The 25,500-nt window shown below is 45.1% G+C and carries 20 protein-coding genes and 3 tRNA genes; 5 read left to right on the top strand and 18 right to left on the bottom strand.

Annotation, left to right across the window (positions count from 1 at the left end):
- Positions 1-2: 2 nt before the first annotated feature.
- Together HMPREF1548_RS17435 and HMPREF1548_RS17430 are read right to left on the bottom strand one after the other, a co-directional pair.
- A complete protein-coding gene (locus tag HMPREF1548_RS17435) occupies positions 3-905 on the bottom strand; it encodes an AraC family transcriptional regulator (RefSeq protein WP_021637704.1) in 903 nt (300 codons plus the stop codon).
- Between the two features lie 8 nt (positions 906-913).
- Positions 914-2,047 carry an aldo/keto reductase gene (locus HMPREF1548_RS17430; protein WP_021637703.1) on the bottom strand — a complete coding sequence of 378 codons (1,134 nt, stop codon included), beginning with the start codon at positions 2,045-2,047 and terminating at the stop codon, positions 914-916.
- A gap of 427 nt (positions 2,048-2,474) precedes the next feature.
- Here HMPREF1548_RS17430 and HMPREF1548_RS17425 point away from each other — a divergent pair, with 427 nt between their 5' ends.
- Both HMPREF1548_RS17425 and HMPREF1548_RS17420 read left to right on the top strand, forming a co-directional pair.
- Positions 2,475-3,131, top strand: coding sequence for a trimeric intracellular cation channel family protein (locus HMPREF1548_RS17425; protein ID WP_021637701.1), 657 nt, complete (start codon positions 2,475-2,477; stop codon positions 3,129-3,131).
- A gap of 112 nt (positions 3,132-3,243) precedes the next feature.
- Positions 3,244-4,086, top strand: a complete 843-nt coding sequence (locus tag HMPREF1548_RS17420) for a helix-turn-helix transcriptional regulator (protein ID WP_276946383.1) — start codon at positions 3,244-3,246, stop codon at positions 4,084-4,086.
- Positions 4,087-4,187: 101 nt separating this feature from the next.
- Here HMPREF1548_RS17420 and HMPREF1548_RS17415 read toward each other — a convergent pair.
- From HMPREF1548_RS17415 to HMPREF1548_RS17360, 11 genes are all read right to left on the bottom strand, one after another.
- Positions 4,188-4,260, bottom strand: a tRNA-Gly gene (locus HMPREF1548_RS17415).
- A gap of 84 nt (positions 4,261-4,344) precedes the next feature.
- Positions 4,345-4,415 (bottom strand) — tRNA-Gly (locus HMPREF1548_RS17410).
- 281 nt (positions 4,416-4,696) lie between these two features.
- Positions 4,697-5,845 carry an immunoglobulin-like domain-containing protein gene (locus tag HMPREF1548_RS17405; protein WP_021637699.1) on the bottom strand — a complete coding sequence of 383 codons (1,149 nt, stop codon included), beginning with the start codon at positions 5,843-5,845 and terminating at the stop codon, positions 4,697-4,699.
- A 90-nt stretch (positions 5,846-5,935) separates the two neighbouring features.
- Complete coding sequence (locus tag HMPREF1548_RS17400; RefSeq protein ID WP_021637698.1) at positions 5,936-6,472, bottom strand: zinc-ribbon domain-containing protein; 537 nt, start codon at positions 6,470-6,472, stop codon at positions 5,936-5,938.
- A gap of 582 nt (positions 6,473-7,054) precedes the next feature.
- Positions 7,055-8,650 carry a hypothetical protein gene (locus HMPREF1548_RS17390; RefSeq protein ID WP_021637695.1) on the bottom strand — a complete coding sequence of 532 codons (1,596 nt, stop codon included), beginning with the start codon at positions 8,648-8,650 and terminating at the stop codon, positions 7,055-7,057.
- A gap of 52 nt (positions 8,651-8,702) precedes the next feature.
- Positions 8,703-9,044: a hypothetical protein gene (locus tag HMPREF1548_RS17385; RefSeq protein WP_021637694.1), complete on the bottom strand. Its 342-nt coding sequence runs from the start codon at positions 9,042-9,044 to the stop codon at positions 8,703-8,705.
- Between the two features lie 79 nt (positions 9,045-9,123).
- Positions 9,124-9,196 (bottom strand) — tRNA-Phe (locus HMPREF1548_RS17380).
- 280 nt (positions 9,197-9,476) lie between these two features.
- A complete protein-coding gene (locus HMPREF1548_RS17375; protein WP_021637693.1) occupies positions 9,477-10,994 on the bottom strand; it encodes an alpha-amylase family protein in 1,518 nt (505 codons plus the stop codon).
- Positions 10,995-11,006: 12 nt separating this feature from the next.
- Entirely contained in the window at positions 11,007-12,713 is a 1,707-nt protein-coding gene (locus HMPREF1548_RS17370) for an extracellular solute-binding protein (protein ID WP_021637692.1), read from the bottom strand.
- Positions 12,714-12,771: 58 nt separating this feature from the next.
- Positions 12,772-13,677: a carbohydrate ABC transporter permease gene (locus tag HMPREF1548_RS17365; protein WP_021637691.1), complete on the bottom strand. Its 906-nt coding sequence runs from the start codon at positions 13,675-13,677 to the stop codon at positions 12,772-12,774.
- Between the two features lie 12 nt (positions 13,678-13,689).
- Entirely contained in the window at positions 13,690-14,631 is a 942-nt protein-coding gene (locus HMPREF1548_RS17360; protein WP_021637690.1) for an ABC transporter permease, read from the bottom strand.
- A 229-nt stretch (positions 14,632-14,860) separates the two neighbouring features.
- Here HMPREF1548_RS17360 and HMPREF1548_RS17355 point away from each other — a divergent pair, with 229 nt between their 5' ends.
- Both HMPREF1548_RS17355 and HMPREF1548_RS17350 read left to right on the top strand, forming a co-directional pair.
- Complete coding sequence (locus HMPREF1548_RS17355; protein WP_021637688.1) at positions 14,861-15,919, top strand: response regulator transcription factor; 1,059 nt, start codon at positions 14,861-14,863, stop codon at positions 15,917-15,919.
- 18 nt (positions 15,920-15,937) lie between these two features.
- Entirely contained in the window at positions 15,938-17,701 is a 1,764-nt protein-coding gene (locus HMPREF1548_RS17350) for a sensor histidine kinase (RefSeq protein WP_021637687.1), read from the top strand.
- A 153-nt stretch (positions 17,702-17,854) separates the two neighbouring features.
- On the opposite strand, the gene HMPREF1548_RS17345 is transcribed toward HMPREF1548_RS17350, so the two are convergent.
- The 3 genes from HMPREF1548_RS17345 to HMPREF1548_RS17335 all read right to left on the bottom strand — a co-directional run bounded on the left by HMPREF1548_RS17345 (position 17,855) and on the right by HMPREF1548_RS17335 (position 21,391).
- Positions 17,855-18,901, bottom strand: coding sequence for a hypothetical protein (locus tag HMPREF1548_RS17345; RefSeq protein ID WP_035322692.1), 1,047 nt, complete (start codon positions 18,899-18,901; stop codon positions 17,855-17,857).
- A 360-nt stretch (positions 18,902-19,261) separates the two neighbouring features.
- Positions 19,262-19,864, bottom strand: a complete 603-nt coding sequence (locus HMPREF1548_RS17340; RefSeq protein WP_021637685.1) for a GNAT family N-acetyltransferase — start codon at positions 19,862-19,864, stop codon at positions 19,262-19,264.
- Positions 19,865-19,951: 87 nt separating this feature from the next.
- Entirely contained in the window at positions 19,952-21,391 is a 1,440-nt protein-coding gene (locus HMPREF1548_RS17335) for a phospholipase D family protein (protein ID WP_035322690.1), read from the bottom strand.
- 421 nt (positions 21,392-21,812) lie between these two features.
- Between HMPREF1548_RS17335 and HMPREF1548_RS17325 the strand changes: the two genes are divergently transcribed.
- Entirely contained in the window at positions 21,813-22,625 is an 813-nt protein-coding gene (locus tag HMPREF1548_RS17325; RefSeq protein WP_035322689.1) for a TraX family protein, read from the top strand.
- 29 nt (positions 22,626-22,654) lie between these two features.
- On the opposite strand, the gene HMPREF1548_RS17320 is transcribed toward HMPREF1548_RS17325, so the two are convergent.
- Both HMPREF1548_RS17320 and HMPREF1548_RS17315 read right to left on the bottom strand, forming a co-directional pair.
- Positions 22,655-24,142 (bottom strand): sulfatase family protein, encoded by a 1,488-nt coding sequence (locus HMPREF1548_RS17320; RefSeq protein WP_276945658.1) that lies wholly within the window; start codon positions 24,140-24,142, stop codon positions 22,655-22,657.
- A complete protein-coding gene (locus HMPREF1548_RS17315) occupies positions 24,139-25,500 on the bottom strand; it encodes a sulfatase family protein (RefSeq protein WP_035322687.1) in 1,362 nt (453 codons plus the stop codon). Before HMPREF1548_RS17315 ends, HMPREF1548_RS17320 begins: the two co-directional genes overlap by 4 nt.

Genomic DNA, 25,500 nt, shown 5'->3' with positions numbered 1-25,500 from the left:
TGTTAACTGTTTAATTTATTGACCTGGCTGATGAAATCTTCCACCTGTCTTAAGTATTCTTTATTTCTGCGGCTTTCCTTATTCTGCATCTCCCGCCGGTAGCTGGAGGGAGACATTCCTTTCATCTGTTTAAATGCCTTTGTAAAAACCAGAGGGTCATTATAGCCACAGGAAAGCGCGATGCTCTCCACGGGAAGCGCCGTCACGGCAAGCAGTTCCGCCGCCTTGGTAATCCGGTAGGTAGTCAGAAACTGCTGGGGCGACATCCCCATGGAATTTTCAAACAGGGTATACAGATAGCTCCTGTTGATGCATACATAATCCGCCACATCCGTAACCTTCACCGGATTGCAGTAGTTGCGCTGGATGAATTCCACCGCCCTTATCACATACTGGTTCGCCTTATCCTCTTCCGCCTTGTCCTGCGGTCTGGCATTTTCCGCAATAAGGGACAGAAAAATCTGGAGCTGGCCGTTGCGCCGCAGCTCATTTGTAAGGCCGAAGGTGTTGTGCTCCATCATATCCCTCACGCTTCCGTAAAGCTCGTCCGAACGTTCGGAATGAAAAACCGGATGATGCACTGAAAGCCCCATATAGTTCACGAAGTTCCCGGCGCCGCTTCCGGAAAAGCCCACCCAAACGTAGGTCCAGGGCTCTCTTTCATCCGACTGGTAAAAGGCCAGCTCTCCGGGTGTAATGAGGAAGCCGCTCCCCGCCTCCAGCGGGTACTCTCTTCCGCCTATCCGGAAAATTCCCTTTCCGCTCAGAACATAGTGAATCATATAATGGGGCTTAAGCGCCGGGCCGAAGCTGTGCAGCGGCTCCGTTTTGGAGCAGCCGCAGCAGTTTACAGCCAGCGTTCCTGTCTGTTCATTGATAAATTCCAGCTTATATGCTTTTTCCATAGTCTGTTTTACTTGAAGATTCTTTCATCCAGATCCTTCTGCACCTGTACCAGATTATCTCTGATAGAAAGCTTCTGAGGGCAAAGTGTCTCGCATTTGCCGCACTTAATGCAGTTCTTTGCTTTTTCTTCTTCTTTCAGTTCTTTTTCCCAGGACCATTTTACATGATCATATGTACGGTACATGTGATAATTGTTCCAAACCTTGAAGTTGCCCGGAATGTTGACGCCTGCAGGACACGGCATGCAGTAGCGGCATCCGGTGCAGCCATTCTGAACGCGGGAACGCAGCTCCGTCACGATGCTCTCGATTTCTTTCTCTTCCGCTTCGCTTAAAGGGCTGAAATCCTGGAAGGTCTTCAGGTTGTCTTCCACCTGTTCCATAGTGGACATTCCGCTCAGAATAACCTTTACATTGGGATGGCTTCCCACCCAGCGAAGCGCATAAGAAGCAACGCTTCTGTCGGGATCCATCTTATGGAATCTGTCGTTGATGTCTTCGGAGAAGTTGGCAAGGCTTCCGCCCTTAATGGGTTCCATGATTACAAGCGGCACGCCCAGGCTTTCTGCCAGCGCATAGCCCTTATCCCCAGCCTGTTCCTGAGTATCCATATAGTTATACTGAATCTGACAGAAATCCCAGTCACGGTAATGGAGGATTTCGTCAAATACCTCATAGTCATCGTGGAAGGAAAAGCCGTAATATCTGATTTTTCCCTCTTCCTTCAGCTTGGCGCAGTACTCCACAACGCCCAGTTCCTTCATGGCATCCCATTTTTCCTTATTTACCGCATGAAGCAGGTAAAAATCAATATAATCTGTCTGAAGCCTCTGCAGCTGTTCTTCAAAAATACGCTTGGCATCGTCTACGCTGTTAACGGCCCACAGCGGCAGCTTGGTTGCCAGGAAGAAGGAGCTTCTGTCATACTTTTTCAGCACCTTGCCCACCAGGGGTTCGCTTTCCCCGTTATGGTACGGATAAGCGGTGTCAATATAGTTTACGCCGGAGGCAATGGCTTTATCCAGCATTCTTTCAGCCTCCGCTTCATCTATTTTCCCATCGGGCAGTGTGGGAAAACGCATGCATCCAAACCCCAGCAGCGATGTTTCAATCCCCAGTTTTTCCAGTTTTCTCTTTTCCATTTGCTACACTCCTTTTTGTTGTAATACACTAAAGTCCGACTGTGGAAATGAACCACATGGTATTATTATAAATGATTCCGAACACATTTTCTATAGCTTTTAAAAAGATATGATTCTCAGATATGGCGATTTGTACCTCAGGCTGTCCCGCCGCCCTGTAACAGCATCTGCCTGTCCATAGATACCCCGCGAAAACATCGGATATTGGCAACGATCTGATTCCTTTTCCCCTTTCCTATCTGCATCCATACTTTCCCATAAACAGCATATTCCCTGGAGTGCACTCAAAGTCAAGAGTTTTTCCATATTTCCATATTTCCTTCCATATTTACCTTCTATATTTATAATTCCATATTTATAAAAGGGAATTGAGCCCGGGGTAATTTCATGCTATTATTAGAACGTTTAAAATCCCTGAAAGGTACGAATGATTATGCAGCTGCAGCCAAATATTATATTTATTGTAGAAATTATAGGTACGATTGCCTTTGCCTCCTCCGGCGCCATGGTGGCGGTACGGAAGCGGCTGGATTTGTTCGGGATTATTGTCCTGGGCGTCATTACGGCGGTGGGCGGAGGTATGCTCCGCGACCTGATGATCGGAAATATCCCGCCCAATATGTTCCGCAACCCGGTTTATGTGCTGGCGGCGTTTCTTACCGTGCTCGTTCTTTTTCTGCTGTTCCGCTGTTGGCCTTTCCTGCTTGGCAGCCGTTATATTGAGGGCTACGAAAAAATTATGAATATCCTCGATGCCATCGGCCTTGGGGCCTTTACGGTAATTGGCATTGACACCGGCGTGGAAGCCGGATATGGCGACTATCATTTCCTGATTATTTTTCTTGGGGTAATTACGGGAATCGGCGGAGGAATCCTGCGTGATATCATGGCCGGGGAAACGCCATATGTTTTAAAAAAGCATATTTATGCCTGCGCTTCCATTGCCGGAGCCTGCCTGTATGTAGTTCTGCTTCAGGTAACCCGTTCGGACTCCGCCATGATAGGCAGCGCGCTGCTGGTTGTGGCAATCCGCATTCTGGCAAGCCATTTCAGGTGGGATTTGCCGGGAATTGATATGGATTAGGGCTGTTACCATTCTGTTTACATCCCCGTTCCAGGTGTTTCTTTCCTTCTATGCCTCAGGCTCCTATAATAAAAGCAGGCCGGCAAAAAAAATAAAAAGGAGTGTATATGTGATGGTGGAATTTGGTGAAAAGGTTAAGAAGCTCCGTGAAGAAAAGGGAATGACACAGCAGACTATGGCGGATCAGCTGTACGTAACGAGACAGGCTGTCTCCAGATGGGAATGCGGTGCCCGTTTTCCGGATCTTCTGACAGCGAAAAAAATTGCACAGATTCTGGAGGTTTCCGTAGACGAGCTTCTGTCCGGGGAGGAACTGAAGAAAAGTATTGAAAGGGATCCCGTTCTGTCTGCTCCAGTGTCAAATATGATTCAGACAATACTTTATGCAGTCGCCTCAGCCGCATACTTATTAATGCTTGTGTTCAGCCTGTATTCTTTTTATCCTGCACAGGCCCTGAAAGGAACTCCAGCCGGGAAAATAACGGCGATAAACGTTATTACTGCGGTTGGGTATCTCATAAATCTGTGTGCCCTGGCGGCCGGGCTTGTTTTTTCGGCCCGGAACAGTTTATCTGCTGCAAAAACAGGCGCTGTCATGTGTACGAATTATATCGTTTCATCATTGACGTTCCTTGCGGTTCTCATGGATATGACAATAAAACAGAACGGCCATATGGGCCTGTCCGGCTGGCTGGATCTGTTTATTCCCGTATTATCTGCGATATGTATCCTTGTATTTTTCAGCAGACGCGGGGAAAAGCTATCTCCTGTCATTATCTATGTGACTGCCGCCGTGTCGTTCATTGAAATTGCACAGGGCTTCATAATCTCTCTCAGAAACATGACGGATTTGGGCTTTGCAGTGACGAGCGTCCATTTACTGGGAAAGGCCGGGCTGGTGGTTCTGCTTGTTTATCAGGCGTATACCCTGGACAGGAAACGGAAGCTGCTTTGAAAAGTGAATGGGAAAAGAGTGAAATGAAAGAGCAGAAAATTTTTTAACTAAAAACAGCGGCCCGGATTTTCCGGAAACCGCTGTTTTCCTGATTCTGTGAGAGCGATAGACGGGGCTCGAACCCGCGGTCTCGACCTTGGCAAGGTCGCGCGTTACCAACTACGCCACTATCGCATTTGATATAGCAGTGACTGCTTCTTTCTGGAAATCAGTCACCTGAGTACAGGAATTAACCTGCTTACGGATAATTCATCCGCAAGCGGGTGATGGGAATCGAACCCACGTATCCAGCTTGGAAGGCTGGTGTTCTACCATTGAACTACACCCGCATATATGTAAAGCGTTCCACGCCCGGCGTTCACCGCCAACAGCGCTTCCCGCGAGATGCCAAAACCCAATCAAACCTGCAGCCAAAGCATTTTGTATGAATTGTGTTTCGAACGAGTTATATATTACCATGCGATAATTTAATTGTCAACTCTAAAAAATATTTTTTTCAGATGTGTCCGCCCTCCGGCAGCTGTGAAGGGACGGAACCATTATGCAGCTTAGGATAAGTGTAAAAAAACTAAGAAGGCAGGCCTGCTGCCTGCCTTCTGCCGTCCCTTGATTAATTCAGCCCTGTCCCTTCCGGATGATCGAGGGTATTGGAATCATAGATCATGGCAAAGCTTATTTCGTAATTGTCGCTCCCCAGATACAGAACAATGTCCACATCATCGCTGCTCCATAGATTTCTGAATTTTACCTCCCCGATGCTCAGGGCCTCACCCTCGGAACTACAGTAGCCATACAGCCTTCCCTTACCCTTTTCTTTCTTAGGTTCTCCGTAATCAAGCGTCAGTTTTTCCGTAATGGAATCAAACTTGTTTATGTAAATATCATAATCTGTATGAGGCTGCATAAAAATAACCGTTATACAGCACAGCTGATCCTTATCATTCATCTGGTAGTAGATATAGGCATCCTCGCCCTCCACGGTATCTTCATAAATGATCAGGCTTTCCCCATTATCCTCATCCTGCTTTGTAAAAAGCTCTCCTGTTTCGTAACGCTGTATCACCTCCGCACTGTCGCCCAGTTTGGCATTTCTGAAAAGACAGTCATCCCTGTTTTCCACGATTAATGTCATGCTTTTCTTCTCTGATTGATTTCCGCTGCCGTCTTTTGCGGTAAAAACAATTTCATAGGTCCCTTCCGCATTCAAATCGTAATCGCCGCTGACTTCCACGGTACAGCTGTCTGCGTCAGCAGCCTCCGCATTGCTTTCCGGCTGATATGAGCTTCCCTTTGCCACATATACGGTATCCTTAAGCACCGTCAGCTCCGGGGGCACTGTGTCCGTCACATGAAAATCATATTGAACCTGCTTAATATTGCCTCTTTTATTTTTTACATTGAAAAGCACCTGATAATCACCGGCCGCATTACAGTCAAAGCCGCCGTCATCAACTATGGTGACATCAATAATATCTTCCGGACTATACTCCAGATATTTTATCAAATCCACATCCGTTCCCAATTCAATGGTATCCTTGCCTTGTGAAATCTGAAAGCTTCCCTTATATACAAATTTATAGATGAAAAAAGCAGCCAGAATCAGCAGCAGAACTATTGCCGCAATGACAACAGGTATTACCTTTTTCTTTTTATTGCTTCCTTCATCCTTCTTATTATTGACAGGGAAACCGCAGTGTGGGCAGTTATTCACCTGATCAGAAATTTCTTTCCCGCATTCCGGGCAGTTCATAAGCGCCATTTTTTATTCCTCCGTATTATATGGTAATCAGGTAAAAGCAATGTCATCCGGGATCACAGTATCTCATTTTCTTCAAAATACATTATCCCTCTAATCTATATTTACCCAGATTTCTTCATTATCCGTACTTGTAAGGGCAGGGGATACTATCATTGCTTTTTTATCATCACTGAGTTCAACCCTGATGGTTTCCCAATCATCTCCATAACGCAATACTTTAATTTTATTACCGCTTATAACTTTATAATCGTATGTAGCCACAGTCGTATCCATCCATGCGTATCCTGTTTCCAGCCGGTACTCGATTTCATCCTCTGAAAAATCTAATACACATAGAATATACGCCCCTTCTTCACCTTCAACCTTGCACCAGCCACGCTCCAGCTCTTTTTTCAGGTTTGACGCCTGTACCGCATTCACAATAACAAAAACCAGAACTACTACTGCAACCGCCGCCGCTGCAATTATAATTTTCTTTTTATTTTTCTGCCAGAAACCAGGCGCCTGGGCTGGCTGCTCTTGCTCTGTACCCGGTCCATCCCCCTCGATTTTTGTTCCGCATTTCATGCAAAAAGATGAATCACCAGGTAATTTTTCACCGCAATTAGGGCACACCTTCTCCATCATATTTTCCACAGCAAATTCCCCCTCATAAAATTCAATTACTTATTATCATTTGCAAACGTGCCATTTCCCACAGGCCTGATAACTGCTGTCATTCCATAAAAATGTTCCTGCTTCTTTACCAATAGGGCTGCAATGAATCAGCTTTATCTGGCCAGATATTATTTTTCCCTGCATATAATGCCGTAACCCAGATTAAGGGGATTGGCTCCTCTGCATACTTCATACTTTCTTCCAGCTATTTCGACTTCATCATCCCCCGTAAATACGCAGGATTCCCCGCTTGCTTCACAATACCTGGAAATTGCCTCCATTGCTTTTGCAGGTGTCGGATATTCTGAGATTTCCTCATACGGAACATCAAATGTTACATGAACATAAAAACACTTCCTTTCCTTAAATTGGGCGGCACGCTTTAACGCCCTGAAGCGCATGCCATTAACTTATCAGATGAAGCTATTATACGGCATATAGTGAAAGAATACTACATATTTTGTGTTTTTCTGATACTTTAAATTATGGTAATTTCTTGAAAACACAATAAAAAAGGACTACGGTGTTATCCGTAATCCTTTTTTATTTTAATTATCTATACATCGCTTCAAACTGTGCTAATAAATCTTTCGGCTCATGTGTTCTTTTAAACTCTGAAATTTCATTTACTTTAGCATCAATAGTTGCAGTCATTTCTTTTTTCTTTGAAAATGCAAATAATCCCAAACTATTCTTTTCAGACCTTAAAACATTTAATTCGTCATATTTCTGCTTTAATTCCTTCTCATATATATCCATTGCTTTATCATAAGCATCATAACGTTTCTTTGCTTCTTCAATATATTCCATAACACAATCAGTTAAAGCATTTCTGATTTCACCATTTATATCATTTAAAGTAGTTGCAGAACTTCCTGACATTCTAATGATTTCCGGCGAAAGAATACCCATTCCAACAAATTCATCATATTGTTTTTCAGAAACCAATGCTAACATCTTTTTATCAATGTTCTTGATAACATCTTCTCTCGATTTTTTCACAACTTCCTTCATCGAACTACTGATATTATCTCTAATGAATCTGTCAAGTTTTTTCTTATCTGATAAAGCGGTATTGATTATCTTGTATGAACCCTCGATATTTTCTAATGTACCTTCATATATCTTTTTCCATATTCCAATTTCATCAGTTCCACGATATGTAGCAAGAATTGATATTGGCACTGTTACTTTTTCTGTGTTTTTCAGATTCTTTTTTACATAATCATCAAGCACTTCTGTAAGAACTTCATCTTGATAGTAGTATTGTGCAGTTTTAAAAGTATCAAGATCACACAAACCCATTTCTAAAACCTTTGCATATATATCCGGATTATAAGGGCAACTTTTAAATGCTTGAATCAAAACACTCTTTTTATCTTCAACTAAAGACATATTATTAAGTATTTCTGATGAACGCTTTATATCATATTCCTTTGTTTTAGAATAATCAAATATGTTATTTTGTTGTAATTTATTTAAAAAGGTATCCATCAATTCAGATATGAACATACCAAAAGCATTTGCAATTTCTGCAAATGTTTTAATCATAACTTCTGCATTTTTCTTTTCTGTTACCGATGTACCTCTTGCCGATAATGCGTCCATTGCTCTTTTATAATCTCTATCGGCTTGCTCACATTGTTTTTTTATTGTGCTTGTTTCAAATGCCGCCAATGTCATATGTGCAATCATACTGTTAGAATACATTGATATTCCTGTTCCCGTAACTTGTGAATATGCAGATTGTTGCGCATCTTCCCAATCATCTAAAAAATTCTGCAGTTCTTCTGCTAAATTAAGTCGCAAACCACGCATCATTATATTCTGATAAACATCGTTATAATAAATATATCCTTTATTATTATCTACTAAATCGCTTTCGGTCACATCGAAAATATTATATTTAGCAAGCATAGATATGACTTTTTTACCCTCTTTACGCATATCTTCTTTTAATTTTGTCTCAACTTCTCCTGCTTGGCTAGTTTCACCACCAGTAATAGTCGGTCTATTCATTGTAACCAAAAGGGCTTGTGATAATCTCTTGTTAATTTTTTCAAACTCATTACAATACGATACATAATCTTTTAATTCTTCTGGAAAAGAATAATTTTCACCAAGAAATTTTACTGTAACATCAGCCATATCCCAATACCTCCTACATAAGTATTATCTGTAATTATACTCCTACAAGCCATCAATTTCCACAATTTTCACATCTGATACCCAAGACTGACATGAGAATTATATCTTTTTGCTGTATTTGCATACCATTTTCTAAGTATCTTCCGCTCTCCATCCGTTCATTTTGTCTCTCTGATATTCTTTCTTCTTTTGAAGCTGTTTCCTCCTCTAATGTTTTTTCTTCCTCTGATTCTCTTTCTGCACTTAGAACACTTTCCTCTTCTTCCAGCCTCTTTTCGTTTTCTTCTTTTACTCTTTCATAATGTGCTCTTACATTATATCCGCAGTCAGGACATGCTTCGGCCGTATCCGATACTCTTTCCCTGCCGCATTCAGGACATTTAACCAGCGCCATAATTCAATCCCCCCAAATCACTGTTTTTCTATACAAAAAAAAGGTAATTACCACATATATCAGTAATTACCACTGTAACTGCCCAGAACCGGAATCGAACCAGTGACACGAGGATTTTCAGTCCTCTGCTCTACCAACTGAGCTATCTGGGCCTGCCGCATATAATATTTTATTTGCAACATGGATTATTTTATCGGCTTTTCTTTTAACTGTCAAGCGTTAGATTGTATTTTCATGGATATTTTGTTACAGTTCAGCTTTCGGCTGAATCAATATTCAAAAGTTTTGTGAATATCAAAAAGCTATTATGGGTACGCCGTTTTTTAGCCGGTGCATCGTTCGTTAGTTCAACTGAAGGCTGAACCGTAACAAATTAATCAATTGCAAAAGGAGCCGGTGTCCGGCTCCTTTCACTTCCCTTTTCAGAACCTTCTATCCCAACTGACAAATCATAAATCCCGGCGCTGAAACATCCCCGCAATCATTATCCAGCCATCCTTTGCCCTGTATTTTATCAAAGTCCAGCACCAGCTTACGTTTATTTTGCGCAAGCATCTCCGTGATATCATGGGCACGATCCCTGCACAGGTCCTGCAAGTAAATTCTGCCCTGCAGTTCTTCCTGAAAAGACAGGGTCAGCGTATCAAATTCCCCTAAAACTCCAATCGGCTCTGTAAAAGCCTTCAAATCAAAAGCTACCTTTGCTCTCGGTGTGTAATGTTTCCTTTCCCCCAATGTCCTCGGCAGAAAAGCGATGCTTACCGCCCCGGTTTGGGGATGTTTGCTGCAGACAAGGAAGGGCATTTCTTTTCCGTCTGATGTGACTGCAGGGAAATCCATATCCCTTGTAATCATCCAGGGAGCAAACTCCTCGATTTCCTCACAATCATCAAAAACATGGGAAAGCCATCCTTCTCCGTCCGGTCCGTCTATGGACGTTGTCCAGTCTCTCAGCATTTTCACGGTTGCCCGATTTCTGCTTTCCCCTGTCCCAAACGGCGGCGCTATTCGCTGCCAGCAGACAGCTCTTTCCACTTCGTTGTATTTTCGCCCAAAGTCCAAAACATCAGTTTTTGTACCGCCCCATGCCGGATGGCGCATAATTCCCATGGAGCATCCCAGTCCCGCCGCCAGATACGGCGCATCTTCAACATTCACGATACACTCGCATCCGTGCCGGCCATTTACGGTAAGCCGAAGCGCCTCCCAGGCCCTTCTGATCGCCGTGCTGTAATTAAACTCCCGTGTCACATCATAGGTTCTGAAAAAATCACTGCTTTCCAGCACTTTTGTCAACACAGACGACTCCGTTTCCTTTTCATCCATGGGTCCGCGGCAGATTGCATGTTCAATCCTGACTCCCGGCGCATATTGTTTTACAACTTCAGTCATCATATCCCTGTAGGCGCTGTCACCCGCATGATATCCCCAGTCAACCTTCCAGTATGAGACGCCTGCCTCCTGACACCAGAGAGCCTTTTCTTTCCAGTACTCTCTTGACTGTTCCATAGAATACGGCTCTTTCGACGCCTCTCCGGCGGCATTCGCACAAATCCACAGTCCAAGTCCTCTGTATCCCAGCTGCGTTATTCTTTCTTTCATTTTACGCAGGCGTTCCTGCGGCTCTCCGGGAAAGCCAGGAAATCTTTCTTCATTCAAAATAAGGCTCCCAAAAGCGCTTATCTCTCCATTTCCGGGGATGTGGCGGGGCACATCCCAACCGTCATCCAGCAGCACATAAATATCTTTTCTGATATGCTCAAAATAACCGTTCAGAAGCCCCCGTCTGCCAAACAAAAATGATTCATCCAGAATATCCCGCAGATTTAACGTATTTTTTCCGTCTTCCACCGTATTCATGCGATATTGTGTATCCCATGTGCACCAGTAATTGCCGGTATCCGCTCCCGTTTCCGGAAGCAGGTTCACGTTAGAATTTTGTTCTTCCATTCCCTGTGCTCCTTATTTCATCGCTCTGTCGTATCTTCCCTGGTTAATTGCAATCAGCTCATCCAGTCCCAGATCCTTCAGATCCTGAATATAGGCATCCCAGTCATCCAGGCTCTTTTCACCCATAATCAGCTTTGTGAGCAGTTCAGAAGAATATGTGCTCAGATCACTGCTGATCTCACTGATTTTACTGATTTCATCCAGCGTAGGAACTGCATATGCCGTTTCGTCATGGAACAGCCGGTGTGTGGGATCATTGAAGCAGTCAATATTATAATCTTCTTTACCGGATGCATTGTTTTTAACACCTTTTTCTTTTGCGATCTGCGTGGAGGTCACCATCTCTCCATTGACGTCCTTGTTTAATTCAAAGCGGGGGAAAATACCTCCGTTTGTCCATAGAGCGATGCCAGTCGCATCCGTATTTTCCAGAGATGCATCGATAATATTGCTGTATTGTCCGTCTACCATTTCATAGCTGACGCCTTCAATGCCGTACTCCGTTAAAAGAATGCACTCGTCCGATACCAGGTAATCCAGCAGTTTTCCAACCGCATCCTGTTTGTCGCTGCTTGCAGGCACAGCATATGCCCGGAATCCGGGATTATAGACATTAGGCCCTCTGAAAAGCGGAACCTGTCCTTCTACCGCCTGCGCTCTGAAAGGCACATACCAGGGATACGCCGCGCCCTCAGGCAGGCTGATTGTGGCTTCCATCCAGGTCATGGTTGTCCAGTCCGCAATCCCTGCAACCTGATTGTTTGCCAGATAAGTATTGAATTCATTCCCGGACATTTTTAATACGCCTGCCGCATATAATTTCTGCATATATGTGATATATTCTTTTACATGTTCCTGATACCAGGGAGATGTTACTGTATTATTGTCCTGGGTGTTGATAAATGTCAGGCCGGTTCCCAGGCCAAACCACTGTGCGATGTCCGTGGAAAAATTATCGAACCAGACACAGATAAATTCATCCGCCGCACCGCTTTTGTTCACATCCTGTTTCTGGAACTCCATAAGATCCTCATAAAGCTCCTCTGTTGTTTTCGGAATTTCTCTGCCGATCGCATCCAGCCAGTCCTGCCTGATGGAAAATCCAAGCGCGAAGTTTGTTTCCATTTCTCCTTTGTAAGTGGAAGATCCAAAGTCAGAAATCCAATAACATTTTTCGTCTTCCAGCTTCAAATGGTTATAAAAATATTTGCCGGCATCGCTCTCAAAAAACTCCTTTGCAGGCCCTTCGGAATGCTGTTCCCAAATGTCGCTGATGGGCTGAAGCTGTCCCTGCCTCACCAGATTAATCTTTGTCTTGTCATCGAGCGGCGTGATCTGAATCAAATCATAATTTGAAAACTCACCGCTGGCAGCCATTGTCTGGCAGGTTGTTTCAAACTGGTCAGATTCAATCAGATCCAGCTCCAGTTTGATTCCTCTTTCGGCAAGATCCTCTGTCAGCTTCTGCCACCGTTTGCTCTTTCCCTCTTCAGCCCAGTCCTTTAAGGTAACTGTTCTCCCATTCGCTCCCGTAAATGTGTAATTATTTCCGAATACGCGCACAACTTCAAGTTCTTCCCCCGTTCCTGCCGCTTCCTGCGCTTCAGTGCCGTTATCCGTTTTCACCTCTTTTGAAGGTTTCTGCCCGCATCCTGCCATTCCCGCCGCCAAAACAACGCTCATTGCAATCGCCAGCATTCTTTTCATTTTCCTTCTCATTTTGTAAATCCTCCTCTTTTATTTTCAGCCTGTTTGGGCTGCTTAACATGGTTGATTATCATTCTTTCAGCGAGCCGAGCATAACACCCTTTACAAAATATTTCTGAAAGAACGGATATGTAAACAGTATCGGTAATGTTGTAAATATAATCATGGCATATTTCAACTGAGCCCCTGACATCTGTTTTCTCATCATCTCAGCCGCCAGTTCCGGTGTGAGAATTTCCGTAACCTGACGTGTGCTCTCCACCAGTATCCTTCTCAGGAAAAGCTGCAGCGGCTGCCAGTCCGTCCGCGGCAAATAGACCAGCGCTGAAAACCAGCTGTTCCACGTTCCCACAATCGTATAGACAGAAATCACTGCCAGGATCGGTTTGGACAGCGGCAGATAAACATCTTTTAAAATCCGCAGGATGCCCGCGCCGTCAATTTTGGCCGCCTCTCTCATCCCTTCAGGAATGCTGGAAAAGAACGCTTTCATAAGAATAATATTCCAGATGGAAAAACAGGCCGGTATAATCTGGGACAGCGGGTTTGCATACAGGCCGAGTTTTGTAATGAGCAGAAACGCGGGAATCATTCCTCCGCTGAAGTACATCGGAATCAGTAAGAACAGATTCAGATATTTTCTTCCCATCAGCCTTTTATATGTCAGCGGATAAGCGATCATCACGCTGGTTGCGAGCATCAGTAAAGTGGTCGGCACCGTATACAGAATTGTATTCAGATAAGCTCTCCACATTTCTTTATCACCGATCAGCATTCTGTATGCATCCAGTGAAAATCCTTTCGGGAACCAGTAAACATCCATTCTTGCCGCAATTTCCGGCGCGCTTACGGAAAGAATCAGCACATAATACATCGGATAAAGCGTGACCGCACATATCAGAATTACTAATAAATAGAGAATACCTGTGACGACCGGATTTCCTTCTCTGATTCTGTTTCTTTTTCTGCTTCTCATCCCACAGTCCTCCTACCACAATCCGTATCCTGTCATTTTATTGCTTATTTTATTCGCAATAAATGTCAGGGAAAAACCGATGGCTGACATAAACAGCCCTGCTGCCGCCGTATAGCTGTATTCACCGGAAATAATACCGGTTCTGTATGTATAGGTTCCAATCACATCCGCTACATCATATGTGGCCGGCGAATACAATAAAAGAATCAAATCGCTGTTCGTGCCCAGAATTCCGCCAACGGCCATGATCAGATTGATTGCGATAATATTCTTTATCCCAGGCAGTGTAATGTATCTGCATTGCTGCCATCTGTTCGCACCGTCAATTTTTGCCGATTCATACTGACTCTGGTCAATAGAGGTAATGGAAGAAATATAAAGAATGCTTCCAAACCCGAATCCCTTCCACACATTTGTGATCGTATAAACGGCCGGGAAAGCCGCCGACTCAATTCTCCAGTTCTTATTCGGCAGTCCGAATGCCGCCGAAAGAAAATTCGTAATCATCCCTCCTTCATCAATAAAGGATATCACCATACCGGCAACCACCACCGTGGATATAAAATACGGCATGTAGCTGACTGTCTGCGCAAACTTCTTAAACTTTGTCCGCTTAATCTGATCAATCAGCAGAGCGAACAGAATGGGCGCCGTAAACCCAAACAGCAGATTCAATCCGCTCAACACCAGCGTATTTCTGATTAAACGCGCAAAATACTTTCCTTCAATAAACCGTTTAAAATGGTACAGGCCAACCCATTCCACCCCTTCTCCCCAGAAAGGCGACCCCGGCATGTAATCCTGAAATGCAATTACCAGGCCAAACATGGGGCCGTATGCAAACACAAGAATCAGTAAAAATACCGGAAGCATCAATAAATACAGCTGGATATTTTCCCGAACCACAGCATGGGATGCCCTGACTTTTACTTTTCTTCCTTTCCTTTTTTCCAATCGTATCCCTCCATTCCAGATTATCTAAAATTTTTATTTTCTTTCCTTTCTGTTTTTATTCTAACTTTTAACTGCCGCGTTCTCAATTTGAATAATTTTATCCCAGTTTGAATTTTTTTAACTACGGCTCCTTTTCGTTGACACTCCAACCGGTTCTGTTACAATGTATGCAGAAAGGGAAAACTACTGGAATTGATACTCATAACGGAATGCACAGAGAGGGAACAAAATGGACTTTAAGGTTTTATTAGTGGATGATCAGCAGCTTGTTTTAGATGGGTTAAAAGAACAATTGAACTGGGAACGATTTCACGGCACGCTTTGCGGAACCGTCACAGATGGCGCAGAAGCGCTTTCATTTATCCAGGAATGCCGTCCGGACGCCATCATTTCCGATATTAAAATGCCGCATATGGATGGAATTGAGCTCGCCAGACAGATTGATGAGTCTCCTCTTTTATCCGGCATCCCCATCATTCTGTTATCCGGCTATCGGGAATTTGAATACGCTAAAGGCGCCATGCGCTACCATGTGAATCATTATATTTTGAAACCTGTCACACGAAAAAAAATAGAAGAGCTGGAAAATATTCTGCTGGAACTGTACCATGCCAGAGAATCCTCCAGGGCCAAATTGCTTGAACTGACAGACAACTCCTACCAGCAGGAAATTGCTTCCGCCCTCCGCCATAATGATATCAACAGAATTGAAGATTTTTTCAAATCTCCTCTGTACCGTGAATGCATAAATGGGAAATATTGCGATATCATGGGAATGCAGCTGCTTTCTCTTTTATACAATTATCTGGAAGATATTCATTTTACGCCGAATGCGCTGAATACTTCCCGAGCCCATACCATGAAGCTGTTTTCTGAGCTGCCGAACTGCGCATTAAAAGCTAATTATGTAGAAAGCACCTATTTCGATGTCTTGAATGTTATACATCAGCAAAAGGGAAATAACACCGAAGCTCTGTATCGTTATGCAATACAGTTTATTGACCAACATTATACGGATCCGGATTTTACAATTTCCTTCCTCGCTTCCGAAATGAATATTTCCCTTTCCTACCTGAGTACCTTGTTCAAACAGTCTTCCGGGAGAAACCTGAACAACTATATCACGGAAAAGCGGTTGGAATATGCGAAAACGCTCCTGCGCTCTCATCAGTATTCCATCAGAGAGATCGCACACCTGTCCGGCTATGACGACGCCGGGTATTTTTCTTCTCTTTTCCGCCGGAAAGTCGGAATGAATCCGACAGAATATCGTAACTGCCAAATATAACAATCCGAGGTTTTATATATGCGTAAAAAAATGTTTTTAACACTGTGCCTTTCCATTTCCGCAATCCTCCTGCTCTCCTATTGCCTCATTTATGTTACCTTTCGTTCTCTGCTAAGGAATGAAATTCAGGAAAAGCAGCAATATATACTGGATTTTAACGAAACAGTATTTACAAACTATATTGACTCCTTTAACCTGATTCCTTTCCAGCTCGTTGACAATCATGAAATCGGGAGTGCCCTTAATACCAGCAGTTCGGACTACCTCGACATGTTTCGTGCAAGAGAAGCTCTGAAAAAAGAGTTTAATAAATACTTAAAACTGCTGGTTTTTACTTCAAACCTGGATGGACGGCTGATCCTATATCTGAACAAGAATATTCCGCTCTCCGCCTACTGCGATTCCGCCTCCCTGTCGAAGGATGTTTCCCTGAAATCGATCCAGATTTATGCCGATACAAAAGTAAAGGAGGAAAAATGGTATCAGCGCGCAGCCTCTCATAAATATTCCCCCTATTTTTTCCTGAACGAGAGCACAAATGAAATCTGCTTTGCCAAATGTGCGCAGAGCTATTACCTATATCCGCCTTCTGCCGAGGGGATCGGACTGGTTGTCATCAGCATTCCGACCGCTTCTATTCTGGAAAAGCTGATGATGAAATCCATCACCCCAAACAGTAGCATTATCCTGATGAATGAATACCACGAAATCCTCTATCAACATGGTTCCACAGTTCCGGCAGATGCTGTCACGCTTTTTTCCAGCCAGTCTTCAGAGCTCCTCCTTGACGGCCATAAATATCTTGTGAATACCGCTTCTGTGAAAAATAATCTATACCTCACTTTTCTGACTCCGTATTCCGATATTGAAACTGTCATCCGCAGTTCTCTGCGCCCTTATATTGCCTTTTCCCTCATAACATTTGTGGTTTTGATTTTAATCCTGTATGTACTGTCGCGCAAAATCACCGCCCCTATCATCTCTTTTGCAGACTTATTATCCAAAATTGAAGATACCAGAACTTTCAATCCTGAATTACTGACGCATTATAAGGACGCCGAACTTGTCAGGTTATGTAACAGCTTCCAAAATCTGATAAGCCGTGAAAATTCCCTGATTGCACGCATTGATGAAGAAAACAAAGCGAAAAGAGCCGCCGTCCTGCATGCTTTGCAGGCCCAGATCAATCCACATTTTCTGTACAATGCACTGGATGTGGTCAGCTGGATGGCGTTATCCAAACGTGAAGATGCGATTGCTGACGTTGTCTCTTCCATTTCCAATATGATGCATTACAGCATCTCACATCCGGACGCCCTGGTAGCCTTACCCAGTGAATTGGACAATATTCAGGAATTCATACGCATCTTTCAGCTGGAACGTCCCACAAAAATATATTTAACGATAAGCAGCAAAAACGATTTAAATCCAGCGGATATAAAGATCCCCAAATTCACACTGCAACCTCTCGTAGAAAATGCAGTTTTACATAATCCGGACAAGTCCTGCCTTCACATAGAAATTGAAATCGCCCTCCGTTCCAACCTGCTTTCTATCTCCGTTGTGGATGACGGTATTGGCGCTGATCCGCAGAAACTCAACGCCTATCTAAATTACGAAGAGACCGACCTTGCTGTCAGCAATGGCTTTGGAATTCGGAATGTAAATGAAAGGCTCCAGATGCATTACCCTGAGATCGGCTCCCTGTCCTATTCAAAATCTCCATCCGGCCGACTGACTGCAACGCTCATCATCAGCCTGGAAAGCAATGGGGAAAAATGACAAAGAAGGCAGGATGAAAGTCCAAAAAATGAACTTTCTTCCTGCCTGCTATCATGGAATGCTTCACTGCGGAGGCGCTGTCAGGGGGCCTCCTTCATGCGATATTCCCCGTCAATGGCAAACAAAACCACCCCACAGCAGGCATTATCTGGCTCAGTGTCTTGCATCTTTTATCCCTTCCAGTCCCGATTTCCATACTCTTAAGATATCTTCCGCCACCTCCGCGCACTCACGAATTTTAGCAGCAATTTTTTTCCGCTGTTCCTGGTCCTGAAGAGTTTTAAGCGTTATGTTAAAACCGCCGCCAAGGGCTTCCAGGCTGTCAGCTTCATTTTGGCTTCCTTCACCTCCCCAGATTTCAGCCATTCTGTGATACTTTGCGCTGATCTCCTCTAAAAATCCAAAATCCGGGTTCAGTTTCTGCGCCCTCTTTAAAAAATTATGACAACAGCAGCCGTTCGTTGCAAGTACGCACACATAATTCGTATAATGTGCCCAAGTATCAAATTCTTCCGCTTTCATCACGTCAAACCTGCCGCTTTCAATGTCTTTTGCCCATTCTGAAAAAGCATCCGGCCCAAAACAATAGCTTTCAGTATTCACGCACATGTTCTGCGGTATTTCGATAACTGCTTCGCGATAAATTTCCACAAGCGGACGGTTCGTTTTTTTCGCTCCTACAAACGTCCAGCCCTCCATCTCGTCTGCTTCTTCGTAGATTTCCTTTTCCAGTAAAATACTTTCCGGTATGGCGCTATTGCCCGTAATATAAAGCAATGTCTTTCCATAATCTTCATATCCCACAAATACACTGTCCCGCCGTCCGGCAATGACTGGAACTGACTGGTCAATATAGGAAATCAGGCGGTCAAGATACAACTCCCTATTGTTCCGCAGTTCCTGATTGGAAACATATGTCGCGTCATACCCGCATTTTTTAAAAAGTTCTTCTATAAATTCTGCTGAATTCTCTTTGCGCCGATACGTAGAAACTGCATCATACTTTGATATATTGCGGGCAAAATGCTGCGTAAACAGATCGCCGGTGATTCCTGCAAAAAACCAATAGTCATAATCCTTTTCACCAAGGCACTCCATTACATACTTTGCACAACCGTTAAACCAATAATTTTCACCGTTTTCATCTGTTACAAGGCGGTGAATTATTGGAATAAGGTTGCTCTTTTTCCTTTCACTCATACGTGTTCCCTCCCCGGCCATTTACCATAAAATTCCAATCAGTCTCTCCATGCCGAATCAGATAAATCTCCAAAATATTACTCCCTGCATTTGGATTTTCACTTATTATTTATGTTTTCACTTGCCTCATTCACAAAAGAATAATGATAATAAGATACCTTGTATTTATCATTTTTTACTATTTACAGTTTTCTCTTTTATATAATGCTATCCAGCTGAAAAACAAAGTAATTTATTTTTCCGCTTTATTTGGAAAATAGCTTATCTTCAAGCTGTTTTTTAGAGTCCGTTTTCATGGAAGGGCTTGGGCAAAAGTAAGGGGCTGCCCTCCTAAAGAGTATCCCAATGTTTTGCAGTTCCTCACTGTTTTCCCTGTATCCGCCCTAAAATCGCCGCAATCCGCTCTTCTCCCACCGCAGAACAAGGGATGATTTCCGCCGGCTGTGGATCATGTGGGCCAATTGCCTTGACATAGCTGGATACATCCAGCCATTTGCCCATCTTATATCCGGTATTATGGGACACTCCCTCAAGCGTAAAGCCCATTGATTTATGGAGGGCATCGCTTTTTTCATTGGGGCTTGTTACCAGGGCATATGCATTTTTTACATTCTGGCATTTCAGTATTTCTATCAGGGCCTGATACAGGGCTTTTCCCATGCCCATCCCCGTGCAGTTCTCATCCACATATACGGAAAGTTCTGCGTTCCACTGGTAGGCCGCCCGCTCCTGGAAGCGGTGGGCATAGGCATAGGCCGCGATTTTTCCGTCCATTTCACATACCAGATAAGGGTATGCGCCGAGAATGCCGGCCATCCGCTGTCGGAAGGCCTCCACTGTGGGCACCTCATATTCAAAGGTAATCGTTGTCTTGCGTATATAGGGTTCATAAATCGCCAGTATTTCAGGCGCGTCCTCCATAACAGCCATTCTCATGGTAAAATTTTTTGCGTTTGTTTCCATACCGAATTTTCATGCCTTCCTTTTCGCTTTTTTCTTATGTTAATTATTCAGGGGAAATCTGTAACTGTTCAGCCTCTTCCGGGATTCTCAGGCCAGCACACGCACCGGCTGGAGCAGAAGCCCCACCACCTTCCAGGCCGCTCTTTTCCAAAAGGGGACTTCTGCCACAGTCACATGATCGGGGACGATATAATTATGTGTATCCACCACAGTGCGGCAGTCCTTTTCGATTTCGCCCATATAGCCCAGGAGCTGTCCGGTCAGTTCTTCGCTCTGGATTACCAGCATAAGCTCCGTATCCATATAGGTACTGCGCAGGTCAAAATTATAGGAACCTATGGCGCACAGATCGTCATCTATCACCAGGGATTTTCCATGGGTGGAGTAGCCGCCGTCATACTCGTACAGCTTGATGCCTGTAGCCACCACATCCTTTTTATGGTACTGATAATCGCTGGAGGCCACAAAATTATCTCCGTTTTCCACGGAGTTGATGACCATTTTCACATCAGGGACCGTGTTGACGATTTCAGAAAGCGTCTGATTCATATAGTCATTGGTCACTACATACGGCGTGTGGATGACCACTCGTTTTTCCGCCCGTTTCATCAGCTCGGTCAGCGTGTAAAATACGTCCGGCTCCTTGCCGTAGATTCCCGTGGGGCCTGATACAAGGCGTATCCGGTTCGTGGGCACAGTATGGGACAGATAGTCATAGGAGCCGTCAAAAAGCTCCTTATAATTTTCCTGAAGAGCTTCATATCTTTTCTCAAGGAGCGCCGTCTGCTCTTTTATGCGCTTTTTGTCCCGCAGGCTTTCATCATCATGGAAAAGCCTGCATTCCGGCATATTCCATACGCCTTCAAAGTATTCCTCCACCTGAAAAAGCGAGCTTTCATGGCTGTCAGCGCCGCCCTGACCGGTATTGTAAACCAGCACCTCCCGGTCCAGGCTCTTATTTTTGGTATCATAATCTCCCAGAAAATAATCGAAGGTATTGCGTCCGCCCAGAATATAGGCGCCGTCGTCCACTATAACATATTTATCATGCATCCTGCCCTGGCTCTTCCAGGGGGCAAGCAGGTTGATGGGATTGTATATTTTAATCCGGATATTGGGATGGGAGGATACTGCGTAAAATAGCGGGTCAGGCTCCATCCTGATCAGGCCGCTGAAGCCGTCCACGAGAATCTGTACCTGCACGCCCTCTTCCGCCTTATGTAAAATTACGGAAAGCAGATCCTTTGTGCTCTCCCCATTGCGCATGTCAAAAGTACTCAATATAATACGCGACTTCGCACCGTCCAGCAGACGGAGACGGTGTTCCCAGGCACTTTGGCTCGTTTCCAGAATCATGGCCCTGTCCATGCCCGTTTCCCCGCTGCGGAAGTCTTCCGGCCGGAAGGAATCCCCGGCCTGGCTGCTGACCTCCTTATATTTTATAAAAGGCGCCATTGCCCCTACTACCAGGTAAACAACGGCGGATACCACAATTATCAGTATCATCTGTTTTACTTTGATTCTCACGCTATTCACTCCTGTTGTTACAGATTGTACATTCTTAGCCCCGCCGGAGATTCTTTCTTCCCGGCGGCATGTTGAAGAATATTATAGCGCACATTTCGGTAAATTCAACTGACGCAGGAAGATTTAATATAATTTTTTGAATTTGCCGGAAGGATGCTGGAACAGAATGTCTTCCATACTGTATGAAATGCGCTTCTGTAAGTTCTTCCGAAATATACCCCTTTTTAACTGCAGCAAGGTGACAAAAATGTAAGGTATATGAAAGGCAGCATTAAGGTATAAATGTTCATTTTCAATTATACTTATAAAAAGTGCGAGAAGCATCCAAAGAAGGTTCGTCCTCAGCTTCATATTTGTGGCTATGGCGGCCTCATACCCGAAGTTGCGGACGAACCCCAAAGTAAAAGAAAAGGAGAAAGAAATGTCACAGAAAGGGCTTAACAGCTTTCAAATCAAAGTAATTGCATTGATACTTATGGTCTTCGACCACATCCACTATATATTTTCCGGGATCTGGGATATTCCAATGTGGTTTACCATGCTGGGGAGGGTGTCCGCCCCGCTGTTTATTTTCATCTCGGCAAATGGGATTCGGTATACAAGGCATCCCGAAAAATATATGCTGCGTCTGTGGGCCGGCTCCGTGTTCATGAGTTTTGGGAATAAGCTGATTAATACTTATTTTCCTCTGCCCGGCGGGGGGATTGTTATGAACAATATTTTTTCCACCCTGTTTATCAGCTCCCTGGTAATCTACTGTATCCGAAAAATACGGGAAAGAAAAAGGGAAGGGCAGCCGTTTATACGCTATCTGCTCCTGATGTCCATTCCTGTTGTCAGCAGCATTCTGATAGTCCTTACAATACTCGTACCCAGGCTTACCGCCGTTTCCACAGCTATCATGGCCTTCGTCCCATCGCTCCTGTTCTGTGAGGGGAGTTTTGCATTTGTCCTGCTTGGCGTGGGCTTCTACTTTTGCCTGGACAGTAAAAAGAAGCTTTCCCTGTTTTATACGCTGTTCTGTCTGTTTATCTTATTCACGGGCCACCGCTCAGGGGAGGGCCTGCTGAGCGTTTTCACCACGGATATCCAATGGATGATGATATTCGCCCTGCCCGTCATGCTGCTTTATAATAAACAAAAAGGCGCGGGGATGAAGTATTTTTTCTATATCTTCTATCCCGCGCACATTTATCTTTTTGCCATACTTGCTTTTTACTGCGCCGGCAGGTAATTTCCTGCCGGATGCTGCTGCAGTCTTGCTTAATTATCAGGCCAGTCAGGCGGGCACGCCCCCTTGCAGGGGATATAGTTCTTCCTCCCCTTTGCATAAACGCCCGCCCTCTCGGTCTGCCCCATCCCGTAAACGCCTTCACGGCTGCCATCCATGGCGGGGTTCACATATTTGGCAAACCATTCCTCAAGCTCTGCCAGCAGAAGCCGTCTGATCCCTTCATATTCCTCTTTATGGATCAGATTATGCTCCTCCCCGGCATCCTCCGTCAGATGATACAGCTCGTCCGGCCCGTAAGGGTATCTGTGCACCAGCTTCCATTCCCTGGTCCTTATCATGCGGTTGGGGCCGTATTCATCCAGAACCACCACCGCTTCCCCTTCCAGGTTTTCCCCTTCCAGAGCCCTGCGGAAGCTTCTGCCGGGCAGGCCGGACGGAAATTCCTCCTTCATCCCCAGCAGATCCATGAGCGTAGGGAAAAAGTCATACTGGCTGTGCATGCTTGTAACCACCTGCCCCTGGGGCAGCGCCGCGGGCCAGGAAACGAGGAAGGGCACCTTTACGGAGGTATCATACATGTTGAAGGGGAAGGTTCCGTTTCCTTTTCCCCAGATCCCATGATGCCCCATATTCATTCCATTGTCCGCCATAAAGAATATAAGGGTATTTTCCAGCTCCCCTTTTTCCCGCAGGAAATCAAGAATTCTCCCCACGCCATGATCCATGGCAGTAATTGCGGCATAGTAGCCTCTCAGCAGTTCCTTCCTGTGTTCCCCCGTCCCCATGGGAGCCGTAGGTATCTGCCTGGGATGGGGTTCTTTTTCGGGAACGGAGTCAAATGGACAGCTGCGGTAGCGTTCTATATACTCCGCGGGATGCTCCTCCTCTTCCCATGGGCTGTGAGGAGCGGTATAGTGCACGCCCAAATAATAGGGCGCAGCCTGCGCGGATAATTCCTCCAGGAAGGTGAGCGCATGATCGGTAATCAGATCCGTCACATACCGCTTTTCCTGATGCAGGACACCGTCCTCCACCATATCCGGGCGCATATAATGGCAGCCGCCGCGTCCGATTGTATACCATTTGGAAAATCCATGCTGTGGGCGCAGGCTGTCCCCCAGATGCCATTTACCGGACAGGGCGCAGGTGTAGCCGTGCCGTTCCAGCACATCCGTATAGGCGGGCATTCCATCCAGATATCCGATAGGCCTGTCCTCCAGCCTGAACTCCCCACTCTTCTTAAGCTCCTCTGAAAGCTTCCCCTGATCCACATTTCCCGACGCGATCCAGTCGTGCACGCCGTGCTGGGAGGGAATCCTTCCCGTCAGAATCGAAGCCCTCGCGGGCGAACAGACAGGGGAAGTACAGAAAAAATCGGTAAATCTTGTTCCGTGCTCCGCCAGGTAATCCAGGTTGGGCGTCTGTATTTCTTCATTGCCCGCACAGTGCATGGCCCACGCCCCCTGATCGTCCGTTAAAATAAAAATAATATTCGGCATACCCTTTTTCGAATTCAATACCATACCTCCCTTGGGAGAAAGCGCTTCGGCGTACGATACTTCTTATGATGCTCCTTCATCTTCCGTGTCAGCTCCTCCACCACAGCCTGATATTCCTCTTCCTGATAGAGATTCCTTCTCTGCAGAGGATCCTTTTTCATATCGAACAGAACATGGTCATGGAAAATCTCTCCCGTATTTCCCCGACCCACATAGGCCAGCTCATAGTCTTCCGTCAGTATCCCCGCCCTGGGCACATCGCTTGGATGAATATAAAGCTCCCTTTGATAGTGCGCCTCACCTTTAAGCAGATCCTCTGATTTATCCGTGCCGTGAACCGCAAAGGGATAGTCAATCCCCGCCAGCCCGGAAAGTGTCACGCCAAAATCAACCACATCCAGATAGGTGCTGCTGCGCACGCCTGTTTCAGCCTTACACGGCAGGTGCATTACCAGCGGCAGATGATATACGCTTTCATACAGGTTGTTTTTCTCCAGCAGGCCGTGATCTCCCATATATTCTCCGTGATCTGTGGTAAAAATCACTATCGTGTTATCCCATAGGCCGTTTATCTTTAAATAATACAGCATTTTCCCCACATTGTCATCAATGCATTTCACAGACCCCAGATACTGAGCCTTCAGCCTGGCCAGATGCCCTTCCCGTTCGAATATGCCCAGAGGGAAATAATGGTTCCTTCCCCAGGTATCCCTATCCGCCCAGTCCGGAATTTCCCTGTCATAAAAGCTTTCCGGGATTTCCATCCTCTTCGGATCAAACATGGTATCATAGGGGGCCCTCACCTCATGAGGCTGATGGGGATCCGGAATACTCACCATCAAAAGGAATGGCTTTTCCTTCTGCCTTTGCTCCATAAAAGAAACAGCCTCATCCGCAAGCCAGTCCGTCGTATAAGTGCGTTCATCCCCAACACAGCGTTCCGGCCGGATGCCGTCCTGTGTCCTGATTACGGATTTGCAATGTCCAAACTCCACCTTATCCTTCCAGTCCTCAAACCCCAGCGGATTATATTCTCCCAGCAGGTCCCCACTTTCCTTGTGATCTGCCAGATGCCATTTTCCGATATACCCGGTCTGATACCCCGCCAGACGAAAAGCCTCCGCGAAGCCATGCTCCTGCATCCCTACAGGGACGCCGTTCCTGTAGGCCCCGTTGGCATGGGGATAACGGCCGGTCATAAAACAGCCTCTGGAGGGTGTGCAGACGGCGCTGGGCGTATAAAACTCATCCAACGCAAGCCCCTCCTCAGCGATGGAATCAATATGGGGCGTTAATACCTCATGCCCGCCGTAGCAGCCCAGCACATCTCTTCTGAGCTGATCCGTATATATAATAAGCACATTTTTTTGTTCCAC

This window comes from Clostridium sp. KLE 1755 (assembly GCF_000466465.2).
GTDB lineage: Bacteria > Bacillota > Clostridia > Lachnospirales > Lachnospiraceae > Eisenbergiella > Eisenbergiella porci.
The sequence above is the reverse complement of the archived record's forward strand: the minus strand, read 5'-3'. Positions and strand labels throughout refer to the sequence as shown.